15 protein-coding genes are annotated in these 13,938 nt (G+C 67.6%); 4 read left to right on the forward strand and 11 right to left on the reverse strand.

Going from position 1 to position 13,938, the window contains the following annotated elements:
• Nucleotides 1-17 precede the first annotated feature (17 nt).
• Entirely contained in the window at nucleotides 18-944 is a 927-nt protein-coding gene (gene rbsK / locus HWX03_RS06860) for a ribokinase (RefSeq protein WP_175820835.1), read from the reverse strand.
• 241 nt (nucleotides 945-1,185) lie between these two features.
• Here rbsK and HWX03_RS06865 point away from each other — a divergent pair, with 241 nt between their 5' ends.
• Complete coding sequence (locus HWX03_RS06865; protein WP_175870776.1) at nucleotides 1,186-2,277, forward strand: LacI family DNA-binding transcriptional regulator; 1,092 nt, start codon at nucleotides 1,186-1,188, stop codon at nucleotides 2,275-2,277.
• Between the two features lie 15 nt (nucleotides 2,278-2,292).
• On the opposite strand, the gene HWX03_RS06870 is transcribed toward HWX03_RS06865, so the two are convergent.
• The 4 genes from HWX03_RS06870 to HWX03_RS06880 form a co-directional block, all read right to left on the reverse strand.
• The gene (locus tag HWX03_RS06870; protein ID WP_175870777.1) at nucleotides 2,293-3,363 is read right to left on the reverse strand and encodes a lysozyme inhibitor LprI family protein; all 1,071 of its coding nucleotides are present in this window, start codon (nucleotides 3,361-3,363) and stop codon (nucleotides 2,293-2,295) included.
• A 128-nt stretch (nucleotides 3,364-3,491) separates the two neighbouring features.
• Nucleotides 3,492-3,626, reverse strand: a complete 135-nt coding sequence (locus tag HWX03_RS37200) for a hypothetical protein (RefSeq protein ID WP_279612215.1) — start codon at nucleotides 3,624-3,626, stop codon at nucleotides 3,492-3,494.
• A 133-nt stretch (nucleotides 3,627-3,759) separates the two neighbouring features.
• Nucleotides 3,760-4,884, reverse strand: a complete 1,125-nt coding sequence (locus HWX03_RS06875; RefSeq protein WP_175870778.1) for a Fic family protein — start codon at nucleotides 4,882-4,884, stop codon at nucleotides 3,760-3,762.
• A 90-nt stretch (nucleotides 4,885-4,974) separates the two neighbouring features.
• Nucleotides 4,975-5,892 carry a LysR family transcriptional regulator gene (locus HWX03_RS06880; RefSeq protein ID WP_175870779.1) on the reverse strand — a complete coding sequence of 306 codons (918 nt, stop codon included), beginning with the start codon at nucleotides 5,890-5,892 and terminating at the stop codon, nucleotides 4,975-4,977.
• 127 nt (nucleotides 5,893-6,019) lie between these two features.
• Between HWX03_RS06880 and HWX03_RS06885 the strand changes: the two genes are divergently transcribed.
• Together HWX03_RS06885 and wrbA are read left to right on the forward strand one after the other, a co-directional pair.
• Nucleotides 6,020-6,745 (forward strand): pirin family protein, encoded by a 726-nt coding sequence (locus tag HWX03_RS06885; protein WP_175870780.1) that lies wholly within the window; start codon nucleotides 6,020-6,022, stop codon nucleotides 6,743-6,745.
• A 61-nt stretch (nucleotides 6,746-6,806) separates the two neighbouring features.
• Nucleotides 6,807-7,409: an NAD(P)H:quinone oxidoreductase gene (wrbA, locus tag HWX03_RS06890; protein WP_174386236.1), complete on the forward strand. Its 603-nt coding sequence runs from the start codon at nucleotides 6,807-6,809 to the stop codon at nucleotides 7,407-7,409.
• A gap of 106 nt (nucleotides 7,410-7,515) precedes the next feature.
• Here the strand turns inward: wrbA and HWX03_RS06895 are convergent, their stop codons facing one another.
• From HWX03_RS06895 to HWX03_RS06920, 6 genes are all read right to left on the reverse strand, one after another.
• Nucleotides 7,516-7,821 (reverse strand): hypothetical protein, encoded by a 306-nt coding sequence (locus HWX03_RS06895; RefSeq protein WP_174386235.1) that lies wholly within the window; start codon nucleotides 7,819-7,821, stop codon nucleotides 7,516-7,518.
• 229 nt (nucleotides 7,822-8,050) lie between these two features.
• Nucleotides 8,051-8,785 (reverse strand): LrgB family protein, encoded by a 735-nt coding sequence (locus HWX03_RS06900; RefSeq protein ID WP_174386234.1) that lies wholly within the window; start codon nucleotides 8,783-8,785, stop codon nucleotides 8,051-8,053.
• The gene (locus tag HWX03_RS06905) at nucleotides 8,782-9,153 is read right to left on the reverse strand and encodes a CidA/LrgA family protein (RefSeq protein ID WP_175870781.1); all 372 of its coding nucleotides are present in this window, start codon (nucleotides 9,151-9,153) and stop codon (nucleotides 8,782-8,784) included. Before HWX03_RS06905 ends, HWX03_RS06900 begins: the two co-directional genes overlap by 4 nt.
• Before the next feature lie 261 nt (nucleotides 9,154-9,414).
• On the reverse strand, nucleotides 9,415-10,449 hold the full coding sequence (locus HWX03_RS06910) for an alpha/beta hydrolase (protein ID WP_175870782.1): 1,035 nt from the start codon (nucleotides 10,447-10,449) through the stop codon (nucleotides 9,415-9,417).
• 57 nt (nucleotides 10,450-10,506) lie between these two features.
• Nucleotides 10,507-10,932 (reverse strand): organic hydroperoxide resistance protein, encoded by a 426-nt coding sequence (locus tag HWX03_RS06915; RefSeq protein WP_059790211.1) that lies wholly within the window; start codon nucleotides 10,930-10,932, stop codon nucleotides 10,507-10,509.
• 224 nt (nucleotides 10,933-11,156) lie between these two features.
• Entirely contained in the window at nucleotides 11,157-11,723 is a 567-nt protein-coding gene (locus HWX03_RS06920) for a TetR/AcrR family transcriptional regulator (protein WP_175870783.1), read from the reverse strand.
• Between the two features lie 289 nt (nucleotides 11,724-12,012).
• Between HWX03_RS06920 and HWX03_RS06925 the strand changes: the two genes are divergently transcribed.
• A complete protein-coding gene (locus HWX03_RS06925; RefSeq protein ID WP_175870784.1) occupies nucleotides 12,013-13,866 on the forward strand; it encodes an ABC transporter ATP-binding protein in 1,854 nt (617 codons plus the stop codon).
• Nucleotides 13,867-13,938: the final 72 nt, after the last annotated feature.

Here is a 13,938-nt window from a genome sequence, read left to right on the forward strand (position 1 = left end):
TCCGTCGCATGCAGAATTCAGGTATCCATACGGTTTACTTCGTCGCGCGTCGGAATCGACGTTTGCGCGCCATGGCGCGTGACGCTGATCGCGGCCGCACGCTGGCCGAAGCCGATCGCGTCGTCCATCGACGCGCCGCCGGCCCGTGCGGCCGCGAACCCGCCGACGAACGTGTCGCCGGCCGCGGTCGTATCGACGGCCGCCACCGCCATCGCACGACGGCGGCCGCTCCCTGCGCTGCCGCGCCAGCAGACGCCGCGCGCGCCGAGCGTGACCAGCACGTTGCCGACACCCCTCGCGCACAGCGCCTCGGCGGCGCGCGCGGCGGATGCGTCGTCGCCGACGGCGATGCCGGTCAGCGACTCGGCCTCGGTTTCGTTGACGACGAGATAGTCGACCCGCGCCAGCAACGCATCGAAGAGCGGCTGCGCGGGTGCGGGATTGAGCAGCACCGGCGTGTGGTGCGCGCTTGCGCAGGCAATCGCGCGCGCCACGGTGGCGACCGGCACTTCGAGCTGGCACACGAGCAGCGCGGCGGCTGCGATCGCGTCGCGCGCCGCGTCGATCCGGTCGGCATCGACGCATGCGTTCGCGCCGGGCACGACGACGATGCTGTTCGCGCCGCCGTCGTCGACCGTGATCGTCGCGACCCCGGTCGCCGTGCCGCCGATCCGGTGCAGGTGCGTCACGTCGATGCGCTCCGCTGCCAGCGCGCCGTGCAGGCGTGCACCGAACGCGTCGTCGCCGACGCAGCCGATCATCGCGACCGATGCGCCGAGGCGCGCGGCCGCCACCGCCTGGTTCGCGCCCTTGCCGCCGTGAACGGTCTCGAACGTCGTGCCGAGCAGCGTCTCGCCCGGCACCGGCAGGCGCGGCGCGCGCGTGACGAGATCGATGTTGACGCTGCCGACGACGGCGATACGCGGTGTCCGGAGGCCGTTCATTGCTTGATGTAACCGCTTACATTTGCGGCCGACAAAATGACCGGAAAGGCGGTCGTCTCTGAAAATTTCGCGATGCGGGTGAAATCCATGTCTGACATAATACGAAGCAGCGGGAAGATAGCGCTTACATTCTCACAGGATCGAATGCGGATGCAAGCGGGACCACCATGAATCGAGGGTAAACAATGACGCGACTGGCAACGCACGGCGCAGGCAGGCCTACCCAGCCTGGAGACCGCCAATGAGCACGCCCCCGTCCCGCGGCGGGACGCCCCGGGCACGCCGCGGCAGCGGCCGCTCGGTGCTCGGCGACGTCGCGAAACTGGCCGGCGTGTCGACCGCGACCGTCTCGCGCGTGTACAACGATCCGGGCAAGGTGTCGGCCGACGTGCAGCAGCGCGTGCGCGACGCGGCGCTCGCACTGAACTGGATCCCGAATGCGGCCGGCCGCGCGCTGGCGTCCACGCGCACCCACATCACCGGCTCGATCATTCCGACCCTCGACGACCAGGTGTTCGCGTCGCAGGTCGCCGGCATGCAGACGGTCATGGCCGAGCACGGCATCACGCTGTTCCTCGGCTGCTCGAACTACGACCCCGCGCAGGCGCTCGCGCAGGTGCGCGCGATGCTGTCGCGCGGCGTGGAAGCGGTGTCGCTGGTCGGCGAAGCGTATCCGCCGGAACTGTTCGAACTCCTTGCGATGCATCGCGTGCCGTACGTCGTCACGTATGCGTACCGCGACGACAGCCCGCACTGCTGCATCGGCTTCGACAATCGCGCGGCGTTCGCACGGCTCACCACGCACCTGCTCGACCTCGGCCACCGCGATTTCGCGATCATCATGCAGCCGTCGACGGACAACGACCGCGTCCAGGCCCGCCTGCGCGGCATTCACGACACGCTTGCCGCGCACGGGCTCGCGGTGCGCCCCGTGCATCAACACGAAGGCGCGGCCACGATCGCGTTCGGGCGGGCGAGCCTGCGCGCGATCGCCAACAGCGACGCGGCGACGCGGCCGACCGCCGTGATCTGCGGCAACGACGCGCTCGCGCTCGGCGCGTTGCTCGAAGCGCAGGCGCTCGGCATCGACGTGCCCGCGCAGTTGTCGATCACCGGGTTCGACGACATCGCGCTCGCGCGCGAGATCCAGCCGCCGCTGACGACGATGTGGGTCGACACCGACGCGATCGGCCGCCAGGCCGCGCATGCGTTGCTCGACGCGCTCGAGAACGGCGCCACGGGGCCCGGCCACGCCGTTCAGCCCGAGTTGCGCATACGGGAATCCGCCGCGCCGCCGGCGCAGACGCGGGCGCGCGCGGCGCGCAAGAAATAGCGAGGCAGCGCCTGCTTACTGCATCACGTCGATCGGCAGCGTCTTGTCGAGATTGTCGTGCCACGCGTTGATCGTCTTCGGCACGGTTTTCTTCCACGCCGGAACGTTCGAGTAGTAACGCATCCGGACGTTGTTCTTCGCATCGAACACGAGCAGCCCGATCCACAGATCGGTGCCGCGGCGCATCACGATCGCCGCGTTCGTCGTCGCGATGCCGCGCACCCAGTACGACGTCACGTGTGCGTTGAGGCCGTCGAGATCCTTCTCGTCGGCGCTGGAATTGACCGTTTCGACGAGCGATTGATAGTCGGCGCCGAGCAGCTTGTGCGCGGTCGCGTTCTGCTGCGCGTCCGTCACGACCTTGAGGCTCAGCAGGTCGGCCTGCGGTTGGGCCCGGGACTGCGCGGCGGTCACGTAGTCGCCTGCGTACATGACACCCATACCTGCGCCGCAATCGAAATCGGCACCCTGCTGCGTGACGCGGATGCGCCCGCCCTTCCGGTCGAAATCGAGCCGGCACTTGTCCTTGCGATAGGTGCCGCTGTCGCCGTGCAGCACGACGCCGCCGTCAAGCTCGCCGGTATTCGCGCCATTGTTGGCGCTCAATTCGAAATGCAGGCGCGGCACCGTGCCGGTGAACGTCAGCACGCCGCCGAACGATGGGTTGTCGCTGTCGAGATACCACGTCTGCTGCCAGCGGTCGGCGGCGAGCGGTGTGCCGTTCAGGCTCGCGAGCCGTTCACGGTAGCGGTCGCCCAGGCACGACGCATCACTGCCGCACTGGTCGCGCTGCTTGAGCCACTTCAATTGCGCCGCCTTCAGCGCGGCCGTATCGCCGCCCTTCGCGAGCGCCCTCTTCCACGCGGCCGACAGCTCGCCGTCGAGCTTTGATAGTGCGGTGTCTGCACAGATCGTCTTCTCGGTCGGCGATGCGGCCTTCGCGCAGTCGAAGCCGGCCGCATGCGCGGCGGCCGGCAGCAGCGTCAGCAACACGGCCGCCGCGAGGGATGACAGGTACGTGCTCCGCTTGCCACTTGCGCAAAGTGCGGCGTGTCCGCGCGGATTCGATCGATTGTGGATGGTCATCGGCTTGCTCGTCGCTGGGTCGCGCACCCGTAGAAGCTACTGCACGCGACGTTCGAGGTAAAAACACCCGGCCCGGCATACAGCGCATGCCGCCGCCCGCCGAAGCGTAACCGAGTGCGCGACGCCGATCAATCGACGTTCGATGTCGTCGCAACCATTTCGGCGGCCGCGTTGCAGTGCACGATGCCGTCGCGCAATGCAGCGTCCGTCGCGCGCTCGATGATCCCGATGAACACGATCATGCCGTCGTCATGCGCAGTCATGCCTTCTCCTTCCATCGACGAGAACCGCATGCACCGCACGGCGGCCTCACCCACGCGTGTGGCAACCGCACCCGCTGCATCGGACAGGCACACGATGCTTTCGCGCGCAAGACGAGACGAGCCGGTGCTGACGTCAGCCGTCGAACGGCACCAGTTCGTAGCTCGTGCTCCGGCCGCCGGACGCCGAGCGACGCAGCATGCCCTGCTCGACGAGCTCCGTGATATCGCGCAGCGCCGTGTCCTGCGAGCATTTCGCGAGGGCGGCCCACTTGGTGGTCGTCAGCTTTCCTTCGAAGCCGTCGAGCAGCCGATTCATGACCTTGACCTGGCGTTCGTTCATCGCGACGCCCGCGCATCGCTGCCAGAAGCGCGCCTTGATCAGCACCGCATCGAGCGTCGTATGCGCATGATCGATGGCCCGGCCCAGCGTATTCAGAAACCACGCGAGCCACTCCGTGACGTCGAGCGAGCCGCGCTGCGTGCGCTCCAGCACGTCGTAATACGCGTTGCGCTCGCGCTGGATCTGCGCGGACAGGCTGTAGAAACGCTGCGGGCTTCGATCCGCGCGCGCCAGCACCAGATCCCCGAGCGCGCGCGCGATACGACCGTTGCCGTCGTCGAACGGGTGGAGCGTGACGAACCACAGGTGGGCCAGGCCGGCCCGGATCAGCAAGGGCTCGGCCGGCGCGGCATTGAGCCACGCGAGAAAGCGTCCGATCTCGTGCGTCAGGCGGGCGGCCGGCGGCGCCTCGAAATGCACGCGCTGCCGGCCGATCGGCCCGGAGACCACCTGCATCGGCCCGCTCGCATCCGAGCGCCATCCGCCGACCGTGATCCTCGACAGCCCCGAATAGCCGGTCGGGAACAGCGCGGCATGCCACCCGAACAGCCGCGCTTCGGTGACCGGTGCGGCCGAATGGGTCGTCGCATCCAGCACCATGTCGACGACGCCTTCGACGTGGCGATCGACCGGCGCGAGCGCACCGATGTCGACGCCGAGCCGGCGCGCAATCGACGACCGGACCGATGCGACATTCAGGTTCTCGCCCTCGATCGCGCTGGTCTTGACGACGTCCTCCGTCAGCGCGGCCAGGCTCGCTTCGTCGCGCAACGCCAGGCCGATATCCGCCAGTCGCCCGGCCAGCATGCCTTGCGCACGGCTGACGTCGGCGAGCGGCGTGGCGAGGGCCGGCAGGTCGAAGCGCCATGCCGGCCAGTCGGCCGACTCCCAGATAAAGGTGTAATCTCCGCTCATCATGCGGAGATTATCCGCCCATTCGCCGCGCGACTCAACAATCTCCGCAAATTGTGCGGAGATTAATCGTCCCATTCACCGCAAAGCGGCCCGCTACCGTACCCGGCCCGCCCCGCTCGCGCCCGGCGGCGCCGGCTCCCCGAGCCGCTCCGCGAGAAACCCGATGAACGTGCGCAGCGTGACGAACCCTTCCCGGTGCTGCGGAAACACCGCATTGAGCGTGATCGGCGGCGGCACGTACGCGTCGAGCACCGGCACGAGCGCCCCGCTGTCGAGCGCCGCGCCGACGATGAAATGCGGCAGCAGCGCGATGCCGAGCCCCGCGATCGCGGCGTCGCGCACCACTTCGCCGTTGTTCGCGACGAGCGGCCCCTGCACGTCGAACGTGCGCGCCGCGCCGTCGACGCGGAATTCCCAGCCAATCCGCCGCTCGCGCCCGTACAGCACGCACGTATGGCCGGCGAGATCGGCCGGCGTCTGCGGCGCGCCGTGCCGCTTCAGGTACGCGGGGCTCGCGCACGCGATCATCCGCCACGCGCCGAGCGGACGCGCGATCAGCGTCGAGTCCTCGAGCGAGCCAATCCGCAGCACGAGATCGAAGCCCTCGCCGATCAGGTCGACGCGCCGGTCGGTCAGGTCGAGGTTCAGCCGCACGGCCGGGTGCGCAGACAGGAATTCGGCAATCAGCGGCGACACGTGCGTGATCCCGAACGACAGCGGCGCGCTGATCTTCAGCGAACCATGCAGCTCGGTGCTGCGCACCGACATCGCCTGCTCGGCGTCGGCGATCTCCGCGAGGATGCGCTGCGCGCGCACATAAAACTCCTGCCCCGATTCGGTCACCGCGAGATTGCGGGTATTGCGATGCAGCAGCCGCACGCCGAGCGACGCCTCCAGCGCCATCGTGCGCCGGCTGACGAACTGCTTGGACAGCATCAGCTGATCGGCCGCCGCCGTGAAGCTGCCTGCGTCCACGGTCGCGACGAAGATCCTCAGGTCGTTGAGTTCCATATTGTCCACTCCATAGCGACAGTCATTATCTCTACAGCGATTTATTTGTCAAATCGATTGACCTAAGATTCATCTCAACGAACGGCCGGGCCCACTTTCGAGGTTCGGCGACTTCAAGGACAAAATCATGATCGACATCCGTGCAGCAAACCAACGTGGCCGTGCGGAGCATGGCTGGCTCAGCTCCCGTCATACGTTTTCGTTCGCGAATTACTTCGATCCGAAGCAAGTCGGCTTCTCAGACCTGCTCGTGATCAACGACGACCGCGTCGCCCCGGGCGGCGGCTTCGGCACGCACCCGCACCGCGACATGGAAATCCTGTCGTACGTGCTCGACGGCGCGCTGGAACACAAGGACTCGATGGGCACCGGTTCGGTGATCGTGCCGGGCGACGTGCAGCTGATGAGCGCGGGCACGGGCGTGCGCCACAGCGAGTTCAACCACTCGCCGGACACGCCGGTCCACTTCCTGCAGATCTGGGTCGGGCCGGCCGAAAAGGGTGCCGAGCCGCGTTATCAGCAGACGAATGTCGCGGCCGACGAGAAGCGCGGCAAGCTCGCCCTCGTCGTGTCGCCGACCGGCGACGCCGGTTCGCTGAAGATCCGGCAGGACACCCGGATTTACGCGGGCCTGTTCGACGGCAACGAAAGCACTACGCTGGAACTTGATCCGAACCGCTTCGCTTACGTGCATGTGGCGCGCGGCAGCGTGACGGTCAACGGCGTGACGCTCGGCGAAGGCGACGGCGCGCGCATCCGGGGCGAACAGGCGCTGACGATCGCCGACGGCAAGGATGCCGAAGTGCTGGTGTTCGACCTGCGTCCGGTCGAAGTGACGGCCGAATGGGCGTGACGCCCGTTCGGGAAACCGGGCCCCGCTGACCGCGGGGCCCTTTTAATCGGAGATTCGCAACATGGCCAAGGTTCTCGTTCTGTACTACTCGTCCTACGGGCACGTCGAAACGATGGCGCAACACATCGCGGAGGGCGCGAAATCGGTGCCCGGCGTCGAGGTCACGCTCAAGCGCGTACCGGAAACGATCCCCGTCGACCAGGCCCGCGCGATCGGCGTGAAGGTCGACCAGGCCGCGCCGGTCGCGACGGTGGACGAACTCGCCGACTACGATGCGATCATCTTCGGTACGCCGACCCGCTTCGGCAACATGGCCGGCCAGATGCGCACGTTCCTCGACCAGACCGGCGGCCTGTGGATGAAAGGCGCGCTCGTCGGCAAGATCGGCAGCGTGTTCGCATCGACCGGCACCCAGCACGGCGGCCAGGAAACGACGATCACGTCGTTCCACACGACGCTGCTGCACCAGGGGATGGTGATCGTCGGTGTGCCGTATGCGTGCAGCGGGCTCGTCAACATGAGCGAAATCACCGGCGGCACGCCGTACGGCGCGACCACGCTCGCGGGCGCGGACGGCAGCCGCCAGCCGAGCGCGAACGAGCTCGACATCGCGCGCTACCAGGGCAAGCACGTCGCGGAACTCGCGAGCAAGCTCGCGTCGTAACGCGGCGGCCTCGCGCCCCCGCAGCCCTGCTATCCCGCAGTCCCGCACATGAACAAACGGCGCCGGTTCGACCGGCGCCGTTCGTCCTGTGCCACGCTTTCGGCCGTTACTGGCCCGAAGCCGGCGCGGCCGGCGCCGCCTTCGTCGCGGGCGCCTTCTGCACGGCGTTCTGCGGATAGTTGCTCTGGTCGTTGGTCAGCCGGTAGCCGCTGCCGGTGCCGATCGCCTTCAGGTCCGACGCGTGCCGCGCGCGGGCCGCCTTGCGCGCCGCCTTCTTCTGCGCCTTGTCGAGCGGCTTCTGCGCCGGCGCGGACACCGGGTCCTGCGCGTATGCCGCCGGCGCGGCGGTCAACAACAGACCGAACGACGCCGCTACTGCTACTGCCACCGAAACCACGCGAGACTGCTTCATGGCCGATCTCCTTGTCGATTGTTGAGTGTGGGTCGGACACCGGCGTGCACGCGACGGCTTGCGACAACGGCGCCGATGCAACGTTAGCCGATCGCTGCGCAAATGTCCTTGGGCGTTCCTGAATTCTCCTGATAACGCCAACGATACATGCGCGCCGGGTGCGCCGTCGGTTCGGCCTGTCGTCCGCGCCATCCGGGAAACCGATACCCCGTGGCCGGCCGGTGCCCGCTCAGATCCAGCGCGACAGCACCGGCAGCAGGATCGGCACGACGAACGCCGTCAGCACGCCGTTCAACCCCATCCCGAGCCCGGCGAACGCGCCGGCTTCCTCGCTGACCTGGAACGCGCGCGCGGTGCCGATCCCGTGCGACGCGACGCCGAGCGCGAAGCCGCGCACGGCCGGCTCGTCGATCCGCAGCAGATTGAGGATTCCGCGCGCACACACCGCGCCGAAGATCCCGGTCGAGATCACGAGCACGGCGGTGAGCGACGGAATACCGCCGATTTCGGCGGCGACGGCCATCGCGATCGGCGTCGTCGCCGATTTCGGCGCGAGCGACGCGATCGTCTGATGTGACGCCCCAAATAGCGCGGCGATGCCGACCGCCGACACGATCGCGGTCAGTGAACCCGCGAGCAGGCCGACGAGCAGCGGCAGCGCGGTGCGCCGCAGCTTCGACCACTGGCGGTACAACGGCAGCGCGAGCGCGACGGTCGCGGGGCCGAGCAGGAAATGGACGAACTGCGCGCCTTCGAAATACGTCGGATACGGCGTATGCGTGATCGTCAGCAGCACGACGATCACCGCGACCGCGATCAGCACCGGATTCGCGAGCGGATTGAAGCGCGCCCGCGCATAGACGGCCTGCGCGAACAGATACGCGACCAGCGTAATGGTCAGGCCGAGCAGCGGGCTCGCGGCGAGATAGACCCAGATCGCGCCGAGCTTCGGGAAAGCCGTCATTGCACACCCTCCGCGGTGCCGCCCGCGCGGCGCTGGCGCCGCAGCAGCGCGCGCGTGACGAGCGCCGTCACCGCGATCGCGAGCGTGGTGCTGACGGCCAGCGCGACGACGACCGCGACCGCGTCGCCGCGCACGCGGTCGGCCGACACCATGATGCCGACGCCGGCCGGCACGAACAGCAGCGACAGGTGACGCAGCAGCTCAAGCGCGGTCGGCTCGATCGCATCGGCCACCTGCGGGCGCAGCATCACGAAGCCGAACAGCAGCAGCATGCCGATCACGGGGCCCGGCACCGGCAGGCCGAACAGATAGGACACGCCTTCCCCGAGACACTGGAAGATCAGCAAGACCGCGAACGCCTGCAACATGAACCGCTTCTCCCGAACGTGGCCGCGCGGCCGTGCAGCCGCGCGGCCGATGAGCCGGCGGCTTGCGACGCCGGCGTGAACGATACGCGCGATCGTACCAACAATGCCGGCGGCCGGGCGCGATCGTGCGATTGCGCGATCGCCATTCGACCGTTTCGCCCGACACGCTGCCGGGCATGAACGAAACGCCCGCACGGACGCAAAAACGGCGGGCACGTGCCCGCCGTCCTGTCGTTCCGATTCGAACGACCGTCGATCGCGTTACTTCAACCGCGTCGCGATTTCATTGGCCATCGCCTTCGTCGCGGCCTTCGTCGGCGCATCGTCGGCCAACGCGTTCAGCAGACCGAAATCATGGATCGTGCCGTCGTAGCGCGTGGTCGTCGCGTCCACGCCGGCCGCGTCGAGCTTGCGGCCGTACGCTTCGCCTTCGTCACGCAGCACGTCGAACTGCGCGACCTGGATCAGCGCGGGCGGCAGCCCCTTCAACTGCGCGACGCTCGCGCGCAGCGGCGACGCGTAGATCTCGTTGCGTTGCGCTTCGTTCTTCGTATAGGCGTCCCAGAACCACTTCATCAGCGGCCGCGTCAGGAAGTGGCCCTGCTGGTACGCGTGGTATGAACCCGTGTTGAAGTCGTGGTCCGTGACCGGCCACATCAGCCCCTGGAAGCGGATCGCGGGGCCGCCCTTGTCCTTCGCCATCAGCGCGACGACGGCCGACATGTTCCCGCCGACGCTGTTGCCGACCACCGCGAGGCGGCTGCCGTCGACGCCGATCTCCGCGCCGTGCGCGGCCACCCATTTCGTCGCCGCATACGCCTGGTTGATCGCGACCGGGTAACGCGCTTCCGGCGACGGCGTGTAGTTCACGAACACCGCGACGGCGCCCGACTGCACGACGAGATCGCGCACGAGGCGCTCGTGCGTCGGGAAATCGCCGAGCACCCAGCCGCCGCCGTGAATGAACACGAATACCGGCAGCGTGCCCGTCACGCCTTGCGGACGCACGATCGTGACCGGCACCGACAGGCCGTCCTGCTCGATCGTGCGATTCGATACGTCGATGCCCGACAGATCGACCTTCACGCCGTTCTGCGCGTCGACCAGCACCTGGCGCGCCTTCGCGGGGCTCAGCGTTTCGAGGCCCGGACCCTTCTGGCCGTTCAGCGCGGCGAGGAACGCGCTCGTCTTCGCATCGGGACGGACGGCGTCGGCGCCCGCGGCGAACGCTGCAGGTGCGGTGGACAATGCGGCGGCAACGGCGGCGGCGATCAGCAGCGGCTTGACGATCTTCATGGTGCGACTCCTTGGTTGATGCTTTGAATGGCGATGAATGGTTGGCAGTGCGATTGATCAGACGAGCGTGAGCGTGACATCGATGTTGCCGCGCGTCGCGTTCGAGTACGGGCAGACGACGTGCGCGCGGTCGATCAGCGTTTGCGCGATGTCGCGATCGAGGCCTGGCAGCGAGATCTTCAGTTCGACTTCGATGCCGAAGCCGTTCGGGATCGCGCCGATGCCGACGCTGCCTTCGATCGCGGCGTCCGTGGGCATCGCGATCTTGTCGCGCGCCGCGACGAACTTCATCGCGCCGATGAAGCACGCGCTGTAGCCGGCGGCGAACAGTTGCTCGGGGTTCGCGCCCGCACCGCCGGCGCCGCCGAGCTCGCGCGGCGTGGTCAGCTTCAGGTCGAGGCCGCTCTCGGGCACCGTCGCACGGCCGTCGCGGCCGCCGGTGGCTTTTGCATGGGCGCGGTACAGCACTTTTTCGATCGACATGACAGACTCCTTTTCAGCAAATGAATGAAACAGCTTTCGAACCGGGGACCGCGTGCCGGCGGCTTCTGCGCCGACATCGCCTCAATTTATCTACTCATAGATAGATAAACATCCCCAAAAAATGCAGGCGGGTGATCCACCTGCGCCAGCCATCTATCTACTACATGATAGATAACGAGATTCAATAAAAAGGCGGCGAACCGCCCAACTGCTTGCGCCGCCCGTCAGGGCCGCGTTTTCCAGACGGCCTCGACGTCCTCGAGGCGCGCCCGCGTGTGAAACAGCCGGCTGGCCAGCACGCTGCCCTGGAACGCCGCATACAACGTGCGCGCCGCCGTGTCGGGCTCGCCGCTGAACTGCAGCGTGCCTTCCTGCGCGCCTTGCGCGAGCAATTCCGCCAGCCAGCGCTCGTTGGCCTTGAAGAACGCCTGCACGGCCTGCCGCACGCTCTCCGGCAACGTTTCGATGTCGGCCGCGAGCATCCCGCACAGACAGATCAGGTTGCCGTCGCCGAGCGTGCGGCCGAACATCTTCGTGTACAGGCTCAGCTTCACGTCGGCCGGCAAGGCCGGATCGATCGCCCGCACGGCCGCGAGGACTTCGTCGCTGTAGGCCGCCACCGCTTCCAGCACGAGATCGTCCTTCGACGGGAAGTAGTAGTGGATGCTCGACGTCTTCACGCCCACCAGGTCGGACAGATCTCGATAGCTGAAGCCGTTGTAACCGCGCTGCATCATCAGCGTGATCGCGTGGTCGAGAATCTGTTCGCGGACGGTCGGTTTCGTTTCCATGGATCGAACTTTATCTACTCATAGATAGACAGTCAAGAAGTTTTTTAGGGGCGCGATGACCATTACTGCAAGCCCGATGCGGAAGTACGGCGCCGTTCGCACGGCCGGGGCGGCTTACAACCCGCCTGCAGCACGGTCGAATCGATGCGACACTTGACGCCGGGCCACGCGATCGCGGCGTAACGTCCATCGGCTGGAACGGACGTGCCGGCACACGATGACCGCCTCGCATCCGGCCCGGCATCATCGGCCCGCCCGCTGCGTCGGGCCGCATAAGGAGAACAAGTCGATGTATTCGTGGTTTGAACGGCGCCTGCCGACTTTCCCGCTCGAAGATCCCGCCACGCCGCCGAAGGGATTCTTCTCGTTCGTCTGGGCGTGCACGCAGGGCGCGCGCGGCTGGATCCTGCTGATCGCGCTGACATCGGCCGCGCTGGCCGCGTACGAAGCCGCGCTGTTCGCGATGATGGGGCACGTGGTCGACTGGCTGTCGTCGTCGACACCGGCCGAATTCGGCGGCCGCCACTTCGGCACGCTCGCCGGTTTCGCGGCGATCCTCGCCGGCAGCGTGCTGCTGATCGCGCTGCATACGTTGGTCAAGCACCAGGTGCTCGCGATCAACTTCCCGATGCGGTTGCGCTGGCTGTTTCACCGGCTGATGCTCGACCAGAGCCTGTCGTTCTACGCGAACGAATTCGCGGGCCGCGTGACGACCAAGATCATGCAGACCGCGCTCGCGGTGCGCGACGCGCTGTTCATGTCGGTCGACGTCGTGATCGGCGTCACCGCCTACCTGATCGGCATCCTCATCCTCGCCGCCAGCTTCGACTGGCGGCTGATGATTCCGCTCGTGCTGTGGGCGCTCGGCTACGGCGCGGCGTGCGCGTATTTCGTGCCGCGCCTCGGTGCGGTCGGCAGCCGGCAGGCCGACGCGCGCGCGCTGATGACGGGCCGCATCACCGACGCGTATTCGAACATCACGACCGTGAAGCTGTTCTCGCATACGCGGCGCGAAGCCGACCACGCGCGGCGCGCGATGGAGGCGTTCAAGGCGACCGGCGACGCGCAGATGCGGCTCGTCAGCGCGTTCGAGATCGTCAACCACCTGCTGTCGACGCTGCTGCTGATCGGCTCGGCCGGCCTCGCACTCGCGCTGTGGATGCACGGCGAGGCGAGCGCGGGCGTGGTCGCGGCCGTGATCGCGATGGCGCTGCGCCTGTCGAGCTACTCGCACTGGATCATGTGGGAAATGACCGAGCTGTTCGAGAACGTCGGCACGATCCAGGACGGCATCAACACGCTGACGAAGGTGCGCAGCGTGGTCGACGCGCCCGATGCGAAGCCGCTCGCGGTGAAGCGCGGCGAAATCGTGTTCGACAACGTGCAGTTCGCGCACGAGGACAACGATCGCGCGGTATTCGACGGGCTGAACCTCACGATCCGGCCGGGCGAGCGAATCGGACTGATCGGCCGCTCGGGCGCCGGCAAGTCGACGCTCGTGAACCTGCTGCTGCGCTTCTACGACGTGGGCGGCGGCACGATCCGAATCGACGGGCAGGACATCGCGCACGTGACGCAGGACAGCCTGCGCGCCGCGATCGGGATGGTCACGCAGGATACGTCGCTGCTGCACCGGACGATGCGCGAAAACCTGCTGTACGGCCGCCCCGACGCCACCGAGCGCGAGATGCAGGATGCGGCCATGCGCGCGGAAGCGTCCGAGTTCATCGACCGGCTGCGCGACCGCCACGGCCGCAGCGGCTACGACGTCGAAGTCGGCGAACGCGGCGTGAAGCTGTCGGGCGGCCAGCGGCAGCGCGTCGCGATCGCGCGCGTGATGCTCAAGGATGCGCCGATCCTCGTGCTCGACGAAGCGACCAGCGCGCTCGACTCCGAGGTCGAAGTCGCGATCCAGCGCAGCCTCGACAGCCTGATGCGCGGCAAGACGGTGATCGCGATCGCGCACCGGCTGTCGACGATCGCCGCGATGGACCGGCTGATCGTGCTCGACGAAGGGCGCATCGTCGAGGAAGGCACGCACCAGCAGTTGCTGCAGGCCGGCGGCATTTACGCGGCGCTATGGGCGCACCAGAGCGGCGGGTTCCTCGGCGAAACGGCGGACGCGGAAAGCGTGGCGCAGTAGGCCGGCCGCCATGGCAACATGGCGGCCATCGATCGGCGGCGGATATCGCCGCGATCGCTTCCCGCCGGCCGG

This window comes from Burkholderia sp. BCC0397, assembly GCF_902832865.1.
Lineage (GTDB): Bacteria > Pseudomonadota > Gammaproteobacteria > Burkholderiales > Burkholderiaceae > Burkholderia.